Here is a 13,973-nt window from a genome sequence, read left to right on the forward strand (position 1 = left end):
CGTCAGCCGGCGCGCACCACCGCGCGCGAGCCGGCGATGACGGCGACGTCCTCGGCGACGGCGACGACCGGGTCCGGCAGGACCGTGCCGACGGCCTTGCGGGCGGCCCAGGCGACGTAGGAGCCGACGAGGGCTCCGATCGCGCCGAGGATCGCGCCCTCGATGCGCAAGTCGGACTTGCCGGACTTCGTGGTGGTGCCGAGGGCGAGACCGGCGAACGCGCCCGCACCGATGCGGCCGAGGAGCGCCGGGAAGGCGATCCGGTTCGGGGTCTTCGGCATCTTGTCGGCGACGATCTCGCCCGCGGCTCCGACGACGAGACCGGCGCGACCGATCGACGAGTCGAAGGTCTTCCAGTCCTGCCACTCACCGCGCAGGTCCTTGTCGCCGTGGTGCAGTCCGAGGACGGCGAGCGGCGTGGCGGAGCGACCGCCGCTGAGGATCCCGAGCAGCAGGGCTCGCGTCAAGGTGCTGGTGGTCCGGCTCTTCTTCGACATGTGTTCCGTCTCCTTCGTGTCCCGGTCGACGCTACTCAGTCCGGCTGTCCCCGAGGCTCAGCCCTTGACCGCTCCGGCGGACATGCCGGACACCAGGTTGCGCTGGATGATCATGAAGAACACCACGACGGGCAGCGAGAACAGCACGGAGGCGGCCATCTGCCCGGTGAAGTCGGTGCCGGCGGTCTGCGTGGTGAAGGACGCCAGCCAGACCGGCAGCGTGTAGTGCGCCTGGTCCTGCATGAACGTGTAGGCGACGATGTAGTCGTTCCACGCGGCGATGAACGCGAACACGCTCGTCGCGATCACGCCGGGCATCACGAGCGGGAACAGCACCTTCGTCAGGACCTGCCAGGTGCTCGCGCCGTCGATCCGGGCCGCCTCTTCGATCTCGATCGGGATGGCGAGGAAGAACCCGCGCATCACCCAGATCGAGAACGGCAGCACCGCGGCGACGTAGGCCAGGATCAGGCCGAAGTAGCTGCCGGTGAGCCCGGTCTGGTTGAAGATGAGGAACTGCGGGATGAGCAGTGCGGTGCCGGGCAGCATCTGGACGAGCAGGATCACGACCAGGATCGTCCGGCGTCCGCGGAACCGGAAGCGCGACAGCGCCGCCGACGCCAGGATCCCGAGCACCAGCGACAGGACGACCGCCCCGACCACGACGATGCTCGAGTTCTTCAGGTAGACGAGGAAGTCGGCGCGGGTGAACGCGGTGACGAAGTTGTCGATCGTCGGGTGTGCGGGGGCGAACAGCGGGGTGCTCGTCAGCGCTTCCGACCGCGGCTTGAACGCGGTGTTCACCATCCAGTAGACGGGGAAGATCCACACCACGCAGAAGACCACGGCGATGGTGCTGCTGATCCACCGCACCGGTCGGCGGCGGCGGCGGTTGCGCCCGGTGGCCGCGACGCCCTCCGGGGTGGGGACGGCGGCGGGGACGTCGGCGTCGACGGGGACGCCCGTCGGCAGTGCGGTGGTCACAGCTCTTCTCCCGATCGGACGAGGTTCCGGATGTAGAGGGCGCTGAGGGCCATCAGGATCAGCGCGGCGATCACGGCGACGGCGGACCCGGTACCGATGTCGTGCCCGACGAAGGCGGTGATGTAGGTGAAGACGCCGAGGGTCGAGGTCGCACCGTCGGGACCGCCCTGCGAGACGAGCCAGATCTGGTTGAAGACGTTGAAGTCCCAGATGATCGAGAGCATCGTCACGAGGAGCAGCGTCGGGCGGAGGTACTCGATGGTGACGACGCGGTAGACGGTCCACTCGGAGCCGCCGTCGAGCCGGACGGCTTCCTTCACCTCGAGCGGGATCTGGGTCTCGGCCGCGTAGAGCGTCAGGGCGATGAACGGCACCGCCTGCCAGACGACGAGCATCCAGATCGACGTGTACGCCAGTCCGGCGCTGTTGCCCCAGTCGGTGTTCGTCATGTCGCCGAAGACGTGCAGCTGGGTGAGCGCCCAGTTCACGACGCCGTAGCCCGGCTGGAACAACCAGTTCCACACGAGCGAGGACGCCACGTTCGGCATGCCCCAGGCGCAGATCAGGACGATCGTCACGGCGTACCGGAGGACCACGCCGAGCCGGGTCATCAGGTGGGAGACGCCGGCGCCGATGAGGATGCTGCCGAGCACCATCGCGGCGGTGAACAGGACCGTGCGCACCAGGGAGGCCCAGAACGTCGGGTCGGTGAGGATCTGCACGTACTGCGCCAGGCCGACGGCGTCGTAGGCCCCGGTGTAGAGGGAGCGCTGGTCGTAGTCGGTGAAGGACGTGAAGACCAGGAAGACGATGGGGGCGATCGTCACGAAGACGAGCACCAGGCCCGCCGGCGTGAGGAGCCACAGCGGGGCGGACGAGCGAGCGGGACGGCCGGTGCGCTCCTGGCTCGGGCGGGTGGCGGAGACGGTCACGTCTGGCCTTTCCGTGAGGGGTGGACGTCGAGGAGTGCGGCCTACTTCTTGTTGAGCGTCGCGTCGGCTGCCTTGTCGAAGGTCGCGGCGGCCTCCTCCGGGGTCTTCGAGCCGGAGACGATGCTGGAGAACAGGTCGTTGATGCTCTGGTCACCCTCGAGGTCGGCCCAGCGGGAGTTCGCCGGCGTCGCCTTCGAGTTCAGGGCTGCCGTGAAGAAGCCCTTGTTGATGTCGCTGAGCGTCGAGTCGGCGGCCTTGATGCCGTCGGTGCTGTTCGGGATCCAGCCGTTGTCGCCGTAGACGTACTTGCTCTGCATGTCCGGGCCGGACGCGATCTTCACCCACTGCAGGGCCAGGTCGGTGTTCTTCGACTTCGCGGCCACACCCCAGTCGGAGCCGCCGAGCATGACCGGCTGGGTCTTGCCGGACTTGCCCGGGAACGGGAAGGTGCCGAGCTTGTCCGCCGTCATCTCGGGGTTCGCCTGCTCGATGAGCCCGAGCGTGCCGCTGGTGCTGAGGATGGCCGAGGCCTTCTCGTCGGCGAAGACCTGGTTCATGTCCGGGCTGTCGGTGTTGAGCGTCGCCGAGGCCTTCGAGGAGTGGTCGTTCGCGAACTCCTTGAAGTCCGTCAGACCCTGCTGCGCCTTCGCGTCACCGAAGCCGGCCTTCCAGGTGCCGTCCTGCTCGGTCGCGATCTCACCGCCGGCGTCCCAGACGAACTGCATGCCGGCGTACCAGTACTGACCGGGCATGTAGAAGGCCGAGAAGTCGTTCGCGGTGTTCTTCGCCTTCACCTTGTCGAGGTCCGCGGTCAGTTCCTCGTAGGTGGTCGGGGCCGTCGTGATGCCGGCGTCGGCCCACATCTGCTTGTTGTAGATGACCGACCGGGCTCCGGCGAACCCGGGGACGCCGTACAGCGAGCCGTCGACGGTCGCCGGGTCCGAGAGCCCGGCGAGCCAGGTCTGCCCCTGCGCCAGGTCCTTCTTGTAGGGCGTCAGATCGAGGAGCGCCCCGTTGGCGGCGTAGCTGGCGACCTGGGTGTTGCCGAGGTCGAGGACGTCCGGCGGGGTGTTCGTCGCCAGGGCGGTGGAGATCTTCGTCGTGATGCCGTCCCACTGCTGGATCTGCACCTTGACCTTCGCACCGGTCTTCGCCTCGAACTCCTTGTTGATCGCGGCGATGGTCTTGTCGGAGTAGTCCCCGGTCATGGCCCACACGGTCAGCGTCTTGCCGTCGCCCTTGACGTCGGCGACGTCCTTGGTCCCACCGCCGCCCCCGCCACCGGCGTTGCCGGCGCTGGAGCAGGCCGTCAGGCCCATCGCGATGGTCAGGGCCACGGCAGCTGCTGCCGCGAACTTCGTCGTACGCATTGCTTCTCCTTGGTGGTCGTTCTGCGGTGTCGGTGTCGGGTCGGGTCAGCTCACGCCGAGCTCCGCGGCGAGCAGGAAGGCTGCTCCGCCCCGGAGGATCAGGTCGCTGTTGGTGGAGGTGGCGGTCACGGCGAGGTCGTTGCCGACGCTCGCGAGGGTCCGTGCCGTGGCGGTCGCGCGGACGGCCTGGATGAAGGGACCCTGCACCAGGTCGGCGGGGCCGGTGACGACGATCTCGGTGATGTTCACCGCGCTGATGATCGGCGCGAGGACACCGCCCAGCGTGCTGCCGGCGGAGCGCAGGACCGCGTCGCGGCCGTCGGGCGACGCGGCGATCCGGCGGGTCAGGTGCTCGGCGCCGATGAGGACCTCGAGGCAGCCCCGGCGACCGCAGAGGCAGGGTTCGCCGTCCTCGTCGATCGTCAGGTGCCCGATCTCACCGGCGGCGAACCGTTCGCCCAGCACCAGGCGGCCGCCGAGCACCATGCCCGTGCCGACACCGTGTTCGAGTGCGACGACGAGCAGGTCGTTGCCGGGCTCGGCCTCGAACGCGTGCACCCCGAGGGCCGCGGTGTTGGCGTCGTTGAGCACGTGCACGGGCAGCCGGAAGTGCTCGGTGAGCTGTGCCTGTAGCGGCAGGTCCGCTCCGAGGGCCACCGAGTGCAGCACGGTGCCGTCGGCGTCGATGACCCCGGGGCAGCCGACCGCGATGCCGAGCAGGCGGCGGGTGGTCATCGTCGCGAGGCGTTCCACCAGCCGGATGATCCGAACGACGGCCTGTTCCCCGGTGGCACCGTCGACCTCGATCTTGGCGCTGTCCACCACGTCGCCGCGGAGGTTCGTGACCGCGCCGACGAAGTGGTCGGGGAGGGACAGGTCGACGACGACGATGTGGAACGCGTCGACGTTGAGGGTGATGAGGGTCGCGGGCTTGCCGACCCGCAGGTCCTCCCGCGGGCCGAGCTCGGTGACCAGTGCGTCGACCTCGAGTTCCGCCACGAGTCCGGACACGGTGGGGCGGGTGAGGCCCGACTGCCGGGACAGGTCGGCGCGGCTCATGGCCCCGTCGGTGAAGAGCGTCTGGAGGATCAGCGAGCGGTTGTGGGCTCGGCTGTGCTGCGGGAGCGCCTTGCTGCGGGAGCGTCGGAGCTGCGCGCCGAAGGTGGTCTGGACGTCCGTCTCGTTCGGCATCAGATCTCCTCCCTCCGAGCGGTTGCCTTAGTAAAGGACCGTTCCTAATCACCTGTCAAGACCCGATCTGCAGCCGTAACACGTGCGTGATCTGGCGGAAACAGGCGGAAGTCATCGCTTGCCACGGATGCGTAAGGCGTGTTTACTAACCCGCATGCGCAGCCCAGACGCCGCGTCCTCGACGCCGAGGCCGGACACCCCGACGACCGGTTCCCGATGAGGATCGGCCTGGACATCGGCGGGACGAAGATCGATGCCGTCGCGGTCGCCCCGACCGGCGAGACCGTCGACCGGGTCCGCGTGCCGACGGGCTTCGGCGCCGACGCCGTCGTCCGGAACACGCTGCAGGTGATCGACTCGCTCCGCGCCCGGACCGGCACGGCACCGACCGCGGTCGGCATCGGGATCCCCGGGCTCATCGACCACGAGACCGGCTGGGTCAGGCACGCCGTGAACCTCGGGTTGTCCGAGGTCGCCCTCGGGCCGCTCGTCGCCGAACACGTCGGACTGCCCGTGCAGGTGGAGAACGACGTCAACGTCGCCGCGCTCGGAGCGGCGCAGGCCATGCAGCTCGACGGGCCGCACGCCTACCTCAACATCGGCACCGGGTTGGCGGCGGGCATCGTCGTCGACCGACGGCTCTGGCGCGGTGCCCGGGGGAACGCCGGCGAGGTCGGTCACATCCCCGTCCTCGCCGACGGCCCGGTCTGCGTGTGCGGGCAGCGCGGCTGCCTCGAGACGGTCGCGTCGGGCTCGGCCCTGGCCACCGCCTGGCCCGGACACCCGGGCAGCACCGCCACGAACGTCTTCGACAGCGCGGACGCCGGGGACCCGGCCGCGACCGCGGTGCGGGACCGGTTCGTCGCCGGCGTCGCCTCGGCCGTCCGGATCCTCGTCGTGACCGCCGACGTCGAGTCCGTCGTCATCGGTGGCGGGCTGGCCACCCTCGGCGAGCGCCTCCTCCTGCCGCTCCGGGCGGACTTCGACGCGGCGGCACGTTCCTCCCCCTTCGTCGCGTCGCTCGGCCTGTCGTCCCGCGTGCGCCTCGCACCGCTCGACCAGCCGCTCGCCGCACTCGGTGCCGCCCACCTGGCTCCCGAGTCCGCCGTGACGACCGCCTGACGCGAGGGGCGGGACCCGGCCGAGCCGGGCCTCCCGTCCGCCGCGTCGGTCGCCACGGCCCCTGTCGGCGCCGACCACCCGGTCGGTCCGGCGCCCCTCCCGTCCGGATCCACCGTCCGCCGCGACCGCCGCGGCTGGAAGTGAGCACGCCATGACCGACCCGACACGTCCCTCCGAGCCGTCCGCCCCTGCCGACCACCGCGCGTCCGGCTCGCTCAGCCGCCGTGGCGTCGTCCTCGGTGGCGCCGCCGCCGTCGCCGCCGCAGCCGTGGCCCTCGGTTCACCGGGGGTCGCCTCGGCCAGCCCGGGAGGCGCGGCGACCGTCGCGAGCACCGGCCGCCGGCCCGGCGCTCCCACGCTGTCCCGCACGCGCTCCCGGGACCTGGCGTACGAGTACCTCGACCTGCGGATGGACGAGTACGGCAGCGGTACCGCCCTCCGGCTGCCGCGGAGCTACTCCGGCGGCTACTTCGCGTCCCTGCCGACGGAGTTCGTGTCCTCGTTCGCGTACGACGACGCGCTGATGGTCCTGGCGTGGCTCGGACGCGGGCGGCGGGGTGACGTGCAGCGGGCGACGGTCCTCGGCGACACCCTGCTGTCCCTGCAAGCGGCGGACCCGATCGGGGACGGCCGGACGCGGGCGTCGTACCAACCGGACACGTTCCCGGTCGCGACGCCCCCGCGGCCGATCGACATCGGCTCCGCCGCGGCCTACACGGGCAACCAGTCGTGGGTCGGGATGGCGTTCTGCCGGTTGTACGCGGTGACGCGGCAGCGACGGTTCCTGGACGGCGCCCTCCGCCTCGGCACGTGGATCGAGGAGCACACCCGCGACGACGTCCGTCAGCCCGCCGGGTACACCGGTGGCCGGAACGCCGACGACCAGCCGATCACCTACAAGTCGACCGAGCACAACATCGACGTGACCGCGTTCTTCACCCAGCTGGCGCAGCTCAGCGGCGACCGGACGTGGAAGCGTCGAGCAGCACTGGCGGAGTCGTTCGTGCGAGCCATGCAGGACCGGACGGACGGGCACCTGTGGACCGGCACCGACCCGGACGGCGTGACGATCAACCGGGTGCCGATCCCCGAGGACGTCCAGGTCTGGGCGTTCCTGGCGACCCTCGACCGCCGGTACTCGGCATCGGTGACGTGGGTGCTCGACACCCTGATCGCACACGACGGTCCGTACACCGGGCCGTCGTTCTCGGACACCGACACGAGCAAGGTCTGGTTCGAGGGCTCGGGGCAACTCGCGCTCGCGCTGGAGGTCCGTGGTGCACGCGGCGACCGGGCCCGGGCCTCGTCGGTCCTGGACAGCGTGCAGCTCGCGCAGCGGACGCAGCCGAACGGGGACGGCAAGGGGATCGTGTCGGCGTCGTCGGACGGGCTCGACACCGGGTTCGGGGACCTGTACTACGCGAGCCTGCACACGGGTGCGACGGCGTGGTACCTGCTGGCGGTGACCCGGACGAACCCGTTCCGCCTCTGACGGCGCCGTGCCGGGGTCAGTGGTGCGCGGGCAGTGCCACGGCCCCGGCGCCCCGAGCGTCGTCGGGCACGACGTCGCCGGTGGCCGCCTCGTCCATCGCGGCGGTCAGGTCCTCGAAGAAGGCGCTCATCTCGGTCAGGGTCGTCGCCGAGAGCCGGTCCGCCGCGGCGATCATCCGCGCGTGCACCCCGGTCAGGTGCGACCGGACGGTGTCGTCGCCGTTGTCCGTGGCGACGAGCAGGAACCCGCGGCCGTCGCTCGGGTCGGTCTGTCGTTCGACGTGGCCGGCGGCGACGAGTCGCTTCACCAGCGCCGTGGTCGACGCCGTCGTGATGCCGAGGTGCGCCGCCAGGCCGGTCGGCTTCACCACGGTGCCGCGCTGTCGCGCCTGCAGCAGGAAGCGGACGGCGGCCATGTCGGTCGGACCGAGCTGCATGGTGTCGCGGGTGCGCTGCCGCATGGCGACCTCGGCGGACCGGTAGCGGCGCATCGCGTTGAGGAGCTCCACGCCGGTCTTGGTCGCGCGGTCGGGGTACCAGTACCCGGACTCGTCGTAGGTCCTCGCGTCGACCATGGCGTCCCACCTCGTCCTCGACCACGGGGTGCGGCCGATCCCCCAGGAGTACCAGCACGTCGGGGTGCCGGTCCAGCGCCTCTGCGGACTTGTCCCCCGACCGCCGACTGCTCGAGAGGCGCCCGCCCGCGCGTCCCCCGCGAAGTGGGCGAGAGCGGGAATGCGCGCAGGGCTCCGCGTGTACAGATGATCACCTCGACGAAAGGAGTCCGCCGTGATCGACGACGACCGCACCCCAGGCCAGCGCACCGACGTGGCCCAGCACCCGCAGTTCCGCCTGCAGGACGACGAACCGACGGGCTTCGGCCGCTGGCTCGGACTCATCAACGCCGGAGACTGAGCACTCCGGGAACTTCCGGACGCCGCTCCGGGGGCGACCACGACACGGACGGGAGGCGCGGTGCCAGCTGGCACCGCGCCTCCCGTCTCGTTGTCCGTTCCACCCCGGAACCTTGCGCTCCCCGTGGCCTGGCCACAGGATGTTGACGTTGCCAACGGAGGCAGCACGAGCTGAGGAGGCCGGATCGATGGGGATTCGCCAACGACGGACAGAGCGCGACACGACGTCATCGGGCCGGTGGTGGCGCCTCGCAGCAGGGGTGACCGTAGCCGCCCTCGCGATCGGGGGGCTCGGTGCCGCACCCGCCCTCGCGGACACGACGCCCACGACCTTCCACCCGGGCCAGCAGTGGCTCGACGACACCGGGCAGCCGATCCAGGGACACGGCGGCCAGGTCGTGACGAGCACGGACGACGCCGGCGGGACCATCTACTACTGGTACGGCGAGGACCGCGTCAACGGGTACACCGACACCCGCGGCGTGCACGTCTACTCGTCCCGGGACCTGACGAACTGGACCGACCAGGGCCTTGCCCTCCGGACCATGACGGCACGGTCGGACTTCGACCAGCCGTACTTCTCGGCCCTCTACGGCGGCTACGACGGCTCGCAGCGCGACGCCGTGTACCGCGACCTCGGGGTGACGGCCGAGAGCAGCACCCGCCCCGGCGCGATCCTCGAGCGGCCGAAGGTCATCCACAACGCGAAGACCGGGCAGTGGGTGATGTGGGTGCACGCCGACGGTCCCACCGCCGACTCGGACGCGCAGTACGCCAAGGCCACCGCCGGCGTCGCCGTGTCCGACTCCCCCACCGGGCCGTTCCGCTACATCGACTCGTACCGCCTGGACCGGGTCCCCGCCGACGACCCGACCAACCACCAGCCGGACTCCCCCGGCATGGCCCGCGACATGAACCTGTTCGTCGACGACGACGGCACCGCGTACATCGTCTACGCCAGTGAGGAGAACCTGACCCTCTACATCTCGAAGCTCGACGCCGACTACACGAACCTGTCGGCCGAACCGAGCAAGGCCGTGGAGGGCGTCGACTTCCGCCGCCCCCAGCCGTGGATCGGCGGGCAGCGCGAGGCACCGGCCCTGACGAAGGTCGGCGGCACCTACTACCTGGTCACCTCCGGCGCGACCGGCTGGGCACCGAACGCCGCCGCGTACGCGACCGCCACCGACCTGCTCGGCACCTGGACCGCGCGCGGCAACCCGGCCACCGGCACCGGCGCCGACACGACCTGCAACTCGCAGAGCACGTCGCTGCTGAACCTCGGCGACGGCCGCGTCGTGTACATCGGCGACCGGTGGAACAACGCCACCGACCTGCGGACGGCACCGTCGGTCTGGCTGCCGGTGACGTTCGGCGAGGGCGGCGCGATGTCGTTCTCGTGCGACACGACCTCGTGGTCGCTCGCCGACCTGCATCCCTCCACCCCGTGGACGGTCACGACGCCGATCGCCGGCCAGGCCACGCTCGACGACGACACCAAGGCGCTGCCGGGCAGGGTCGCCGTCCGCGAGGGCTCCACCACCCGCACCCACCGCGTCACCTGGGCCGACGACGCCCTGGCGACCGCGGGCGAGCGGACCGTCACCGGGACGCTCGACGACGGCCGCACCTTCACCCGCACCGTCACCGTGTTGCCGAAGAAGATGTCGTACTTCGTCGACGCCGGTGGGCAGGGCACCGCGGACCACACCGCGGACCTGGCCTTCCTGCAGAAGCGCGGCGACCGTCTGCTCAACAGCGTCGAGGACCAGCGCTTCGGCGTCGACCCCGCCACCGGGAACCACTGGGGGTACCTCGGCACCACCGGCGGCACCTCGGGGACGAGCGGCGGCACCATCACGGACACCGTCCGCTGGCAGGCCGACAAGACCGACCTGGAGTACGCCCTGGGCGGCCTGAAGAAGGGCTCGTACCGCGTGGACGTCGGGTTCTGGGACCCGTGGACGAAGAGCGCTCCGGGTCGGGCTGCCGCGGTCGCCGTCGACGGCGAGACCGTGGCGACGGACCAGCCGATCGACGGCACCTTCCGCACCCTCGCGACCACGGCGACCGTGGGCAAGGACGGCATCGTCGACCTGCGCATCTCGCCGGCCACGAAGTACGGCATCCAGGTGAGCTGGATCATGGTGTCGAAGGGCTGACACGCACCGACGGGAGGCCCGCCACCGGTCTGCGGGACCGGTGACGGGCCTCCTGTGCGTTGCCCCGGCGACCAGCGCCACGCACGCCGACGCGGGTACGGTCGGAGCGTGCACGGGATCGGTGAGGTCGACGAGGCCGGACGGCTGCGGCTGCTCGGCAGCGCGGCGGCGGGTGCGGGCTTCGCGCTCGTGTTCACGATGCTCGTGCTGTCCTCGTTCCAGACCGCGACGCCGCAGGTGCTCGTGTCGGTCGGACTGCCCGCGGCGCTGATCGGTGCCGGGGTCGCCGGTTGGTTGCAGCTCCGCTCCTGGCGGGTCGACGGCGGCTACGAGGCCGTCGTGATGGTCGAGCGCTGGGTGACCGAGCGGCAGGTGCCGACCGGGGTGCCCGCGGAGATCTGGGTCCCGCGACTGCAGGCCCAGGCCGACCAGCAGACCGCCGGCTGGGGCAAGATCGTGCTCGCCGTGTTCTGGAGTGCGATGACCTGGTCCATGCGTGACCAGCACGGCACCGTGATCACACTGCTGCTGCTCGGGCTGTGGGCCGGCCTGGCGCTGTGGAGTGCGCTGTGGGTGATCCCGCGGTCCCGCGTGGCGCGCGACATGCTGCGGCAGGGCGTCGTCGTCCGCGACTGAGCTGTCGGGTCAGCACCACGGGTCGGTCAGCCTGACCGGTCGGGTCAGCCGAGGGCGGCCGTCGCGGTCCGGAGCTCCTGCAGGACGTCGAGCGCGTGACGCGCGAGCCCGTCGTCGTCGCTCCGCTCGCCCTCTGACCAGCGCGCGTAGCCCTGCTTGAACGCCAGGACCCCCATCTCGCTGGCCAGGTGCGCCGTGGTCTCGGGGACGCCGCGCTCGAGCAGCGCCGAGGTCATCGCCGCAGCCATCCCGACGCTCTTCAACGCGTCGCGCTCCTGCAGTTCGGTGCTGGCGGCGACGGCGGCCTTCAGGCGCGGGCCGAGTTCGCGGTTCCGGGGACCCATCTCGCCGGAGGCCCGTTCGAGTCCGGCGGCGACGGCCTCCAGCGGGCTGGCGTCGGCCGGGGCTGCGGTGATCCCCTCGGCGAGCAGGCGACTCAGGGTCTCCTGCCCGGCGACGAGGAGCTCGCGCTTGTCGGGGAAGTGCCGGAAGAAGGTGCTCTTCGTGACCCCGGCGCGTTCGGCGATCTCGGTGACGGTCGTCGCGTCGTAGCCCTGCTCGGTGAACAGGTCGACGGCGGCGAGGACGAGCCGTTCGCGTGCTCCTGGTTCCCATCGCGCCATGGTCCGATCCTAGTCGATGAGACAATTGTCCCATCACGGGTCTACAGTGACGGTACACATGTCCCATCACTCGACTCGAGGAGTCCCCATGCACGTCTTCGTCACCGGTGGCACCGGCACGATCGGCACCGCCGTCGTCGCCGAACTGCTCGCCCACGGCCACACCGTCCTCGGGCTCGCCCGCTCGGACGCCTCCGCCGCCACCCTCACCGCTGCCGGCGCAGAGCCACTGCGCGGCTCCCTCACCGACCTCGACGTCCTGCGCGACGGCGCCACCCGGGCCGACGGGGTGATCAGCCTCGCCTTCAGCCGCGACTACGGCAGTGCCGAGGCACTCGAGCAGGGGCTGGCCGAGGAACGCGACGCGATGGCGACCCTCGGTGCCGCGCTGATCGGCACGGACAAGCCGCTCGTCACCGTCTCGGGTACCCCGTGGGTGACGGGACGCCCCTCGACCGAGGCCGACCCGCTGCCGACCGAGGGCCCGGTCGCCAGCCGCGCGATCGCCGTCACCGACCTGCTCGCGCTGTCGTCGCAGGGCGTCCGGGCCTCGGCCGTCCGGATGCCCCGCACGGTCCACGAGGACGGGCAGGGCGGCTTCGCCGGGCTGCTCACCGACGCCGCCCGGCGCTCCGGGATCGCCGGCTACCCGGGTGACGGTGAACAGCGCTGGCCCGCCGTGCACGCACGCGACGCCGCTGCGCTGTTCCGGCTCGCGCTCGAGTCCGCACCCGGCGGCACCGCCTGGCACGCCGTCGCCGACGAGGGCGACCGGGTCCTCGACATCGCCACCGTCGTCGGGCGTCGCCTCGGCCTGCCGGTGCAGTCCGTCCCGGACGAGACGTTCGGCCCGTTCGGCCCGATCTTCGCGATGGACCAGTCGTCCTCCAGTGCGCACACCCGGCAGGCGCTCGGATGGGTGCCGACGCACCCGTCCCTGCTCGAGGACCTGGAGGCGCTGCGGCCCTGACCGACGCACCCGTCCCTGCTCGAGGACCTGGAGGCGCTGCGGCCCTGACCGACGCACCACGCGGCGGACGGGAGGCGCCCCACCAGCTGGTGGGGCGCCTCCCGTCCGTGCCAGGAACGCGATCAGCGCCGATCGCTGCGGTTGCGGAGGCGCAGGCGCGCGACGGTACCGACGTAGATCCCGCTCGCCCCGGTGGCCACGCTCGAGGCCAACGCTCCGATCCAGTGGCTCGGGGTGCCGCTGGTCGCCGCGAAGCAGGCGGAGCCACCGACGAGAGCGCCCATGGAGACGATGATCGCGAACCGCACGCTCGTGAGCACACGGACGAGGGACTTCCGGGTGTTCGACATCCTCGTTCCTCACACGTTCAGGTCGCCGGACCGGCAACTCGTGTCGGAACCGTACCGAAGCGTGGCCGGAACTTCAATGTGATGTTGCAGTAAGCGCCGCTCAGTGCTCGACGAGCGCCGGCAACGCGCGGTCGGTCTCGGCGACCTCGGTGAGCTTCGCCGCGAGCGGGCGGAGCGGCTTCGCCATCAGCACCCGACCCATGACCCCGCGCAGCGCGAGCGCCAGCCGGGACTGCGTTCGCGGAACTCAACCAGCAGATGTCGTCCTGGCTCGACCTGCCCACCACCGACGCGAACGCCCTCGGACAGGTGCTCTGGGCCGACTCGTCCGGGGATCCGCTCTCACCCGCGCGACTCGGGCAGCGGATCGGCATGACCTCCGGCTCCGTCACGGTCCTGGTCGACCGTCTGGAGGCAGCGGGCCTGCTGGCACGCAGCCGCGAGCACAGCGACCGCCGCCGGGTGACCCTGCGGCCCACACCCGCGGCGCGGGAGCGTGCGCGCGCGTTCCTGGCGGAGTCGAGCGCCGAGATCGCCGCCGCGCTGCAGGGCGCGTCCACCGCCGAGCTCGCGACCTCGACGGCGTTCGTCCGCACGATGGCCGCCGCCGCGTCGGACGCCACGACGAGGCTCCGGGCCGGACGCTCGTAGCCGGCACCACCTGACGGACGGGAGGCCCGGTACCAGCTGGCACCGGGCCTCCCGTCCGTCAGGTGGTCGCGTCGCGACCG

15 protein-coding genes are annotated in these 13,973 nt (G+C 71.3%); 7 read left to right on the forward strand and 8 right to left on the reverse strand.

What is annotated here, in order from left to right; all coding sequences use genetic code 11:
• Positions 1-2 precede the first annotated feature (2 nt).
• From DEI97_RS16915 to DEI97_RS16935, 5 genes are read right to left on the reverse strand one after another with little or no spacing between them, the layout of a single operon-like run.
• The gene (locus DEI97_RS16915) at positions 3-497 is read right to left on the reverse strand and encodes a DUF4126 family protein (protein WP_111074096.1); all 495 of its coding nucleotides are present in this window, start codon (positions 495-497) and stop codon (positions 3-5) included.
• Positions 498-554: 57 nt separating this feature from the next.
• Positions 555-1,481 carry a carbohydrate ABC transporter permease gene (locus tag DEI97_RS16920; RefSeq protein WP_220039173.1) on the reverse strand — a complete coding sequence of 309 codons (927 nt, stop codon included), beginning with the start codon at positions 1,479-1,481 and terminating at the stop codon, positions 555-557.
• The gene (locus DEI97_RS16925; RefSeq protein ID WP_111074097.1) at positions 1,478-2,413 is read right to left on the reverse strand and encodes a carbohydrate ABC transporter permease; all 936 of its coding nucleotides are present in this window, start codon (positions 2,411-2,413) and stop codon (positions 1,478-1,480) included. The genes DEI97_RS16920 and DEI97_RS16925 overlap by 4 nt, the downstream gene beginning before the upstream one ends.
• Positions 2,414-2,454: 41 nt before the next feature.
• The gene (locus DEI97_RS16930) at positions 2,455-3,783 is read right to left on the reverse strand and encodes a sugar ABC transporter substrate-binding protein (RefSeq protein WP_111074098.1); all 1,329 of its coding nucleotides are present in this window, start codon (positions 3,781-3,783) and stop codon (positions 2,455-2,457) included.
• A gap of 45 nt (positions 3,784-3,828) precedes the next feature.
• Positions 3,829-4,974: an ROK family transcriptional regulator gene (locus DEI97_RS16935; protein ID WP_111074099.1), complete on the reverse strand. Its 1,146-nt coding sequence runs from the start codon at positions 4,972-4,974 to the stop codon at positions 3,829-3,831.
• A 216-nt stretch (positions 4,975-5,190) separates the two neighbouring features.
• On the opposite strand from DEI97_RS16935, the gene DEI97_RS16940 reads away from it, so the two are divergent.
• Entirely contained in the window at positions 5,191-6,096 is a 906-nt protein-coding gene (locus tag DEI97_RS16940) for an ROK family protein (RefSeq protein ID WP_111074100.1), read from the forward strand.
• Positions 6,097-6,247: 151 nt separating this feature from the next.
• Positions 6,248-7,588: an AGE family epimerase/isomerase gene (locus DEI97_RS16945; protein ID WP_181439159.1), complete on the forward strand. Its 1,341-nt coding sequence runs from the start codon at positions 6,248-6,250 to the stop codon at positions 7,586-7,588.
• Between the two features lie 16 nt (positions 7,589-7,604).
• Here DEI97_RS16945 and DEI97_RS16950 read toward each other — a convergent pair whose 3' ends face one another.
• Positions 7,605-8,162, reverse strand: coding sequence for a MarR family winged helix-turn-helix transcriptional regulator (locus tag DEI97_RS16950; RefSeq protein ID WP_111074101.1), 558 nt, complete (start codon positions 8,160-8,162; stop codon positions 7,605-7,607).
• A gap of 214 nt (positions 8,163-8,376) precedes the next feature.
• Here DEI97_RS16950 and DEI97_RS16955 point away from each other — a divergent pair, with 214 nt between their 5' ends.
• From DEI97_RS16955 to DEI97_RS16965, 3 genes are all read left to right on the forward strand, one after another.
• A complete protein-coding gene (locus tag DEI97_RS16955; RefSeq protein ID WP_258366233.1) occupies positions 8,377-8,502 on the forward strand; it encodes a hypothetical protein in 126 nt (41 codons plus the stop codon).
• 259 nt (positions 8,503-8,761) lie between these two features.
• Entirely contained in the window at positions 8,762-10,663 is a 1,902-nt protein-coding gene (locus tag DEI97_RS16960) for a glycoside hydrolase family 43 protein (protein ID WP_181439160.1), read from the forward strand.
• A 108-nt stretch (positions 10,664-10,771) separates the two neighbouring features.
• Complete coding sequence (locus tag DEI97_RS16965) at positions 10,772-11,299, forward strand: hypothetical protein (protein ID WP_111074103.1); 528 nt, start codon at positions 10,772-10,774, stop codon at positions 11,297-11,299.
• Between the two features lie 44 nt (positions 11,300-11,343).
• On the opposite strand, the gene DEI97_RS16970 is transcribed toward DEI97_RS16965, so the two are convergent.
• On the reverse strand, positions 11,344-11,922 hold the full coding sequence (locus tag DEI97_RS16970) for a TetR/AcrR family transcriptional regulator (RefSeq protein WP_111074104.1): 579 nt from the start codon (positions 11,920-11,922) through the stop codon (positions 11,344-11,346).
• An 88-nt stretch (positions 11,923-12,010) separates the two neighbouring features.
• On the opposite strand from DEI97_RS16970, the gene DEI97_RS16975 reads away from it, so the two are divergent.
• Positions 12,011-12,892, forward strand: a complete 882-nt coding sequence (locus DEI97_RS16975) for an SDR family oxidoreductase (RefSeq protein WP_111074105.1) — start codon at positions 12,011-12,013, stop codon at positions 12,890-12,892.
• 122 nt (positions 12,893-13,014) lie between these two features.
• Here DEI97_RS16975 and DEI97_RS16980 read toward each other — a convergent pair whose 3' ends face one another.
• Positions 13,015-13,242 (reverse strand): hypothetical protein, encoded by a 228-nt coding sequence (locus tag DEI97_RS16980; protein ID WP_111074106.1) that lies wholly within the window; start codon positions 13,240-13,242, stop codon positions 13,015-13,017.
• A 258-nt stretch (positions 13,243-13,500) separates the two neighbouring features.
• Between DEI97_RS16980 and DEI97_RS16985 the strand changes: the two genes are divergently transcribed.
• The gene (locus tag DEI97_RS16985; RefSeq protein ID WP_111074107.1) at positions 13,501-13,893 is read left to right on the forward strand and encodes a MarR family winged helix-turn-helix transcriptional regulator; all 393 of its coding nucleotides are present in this window, start codon (positions 13,501-13,503) and stop codon (positions 13,891-13,893) included.
• The last annotated feature ends 80 nt before the right edge of the window (positions 13,894-13,973 follow it).

The sequence above is a fragment of the Curtobacterium sp. MCLR17_032 genome (genome assembly GCF_003234795.2).
GTDB lineage: Bacteria > Actinomycetota > Actinomycetes > Actinomycetales > Microbacteriaceae > Curtobacterium.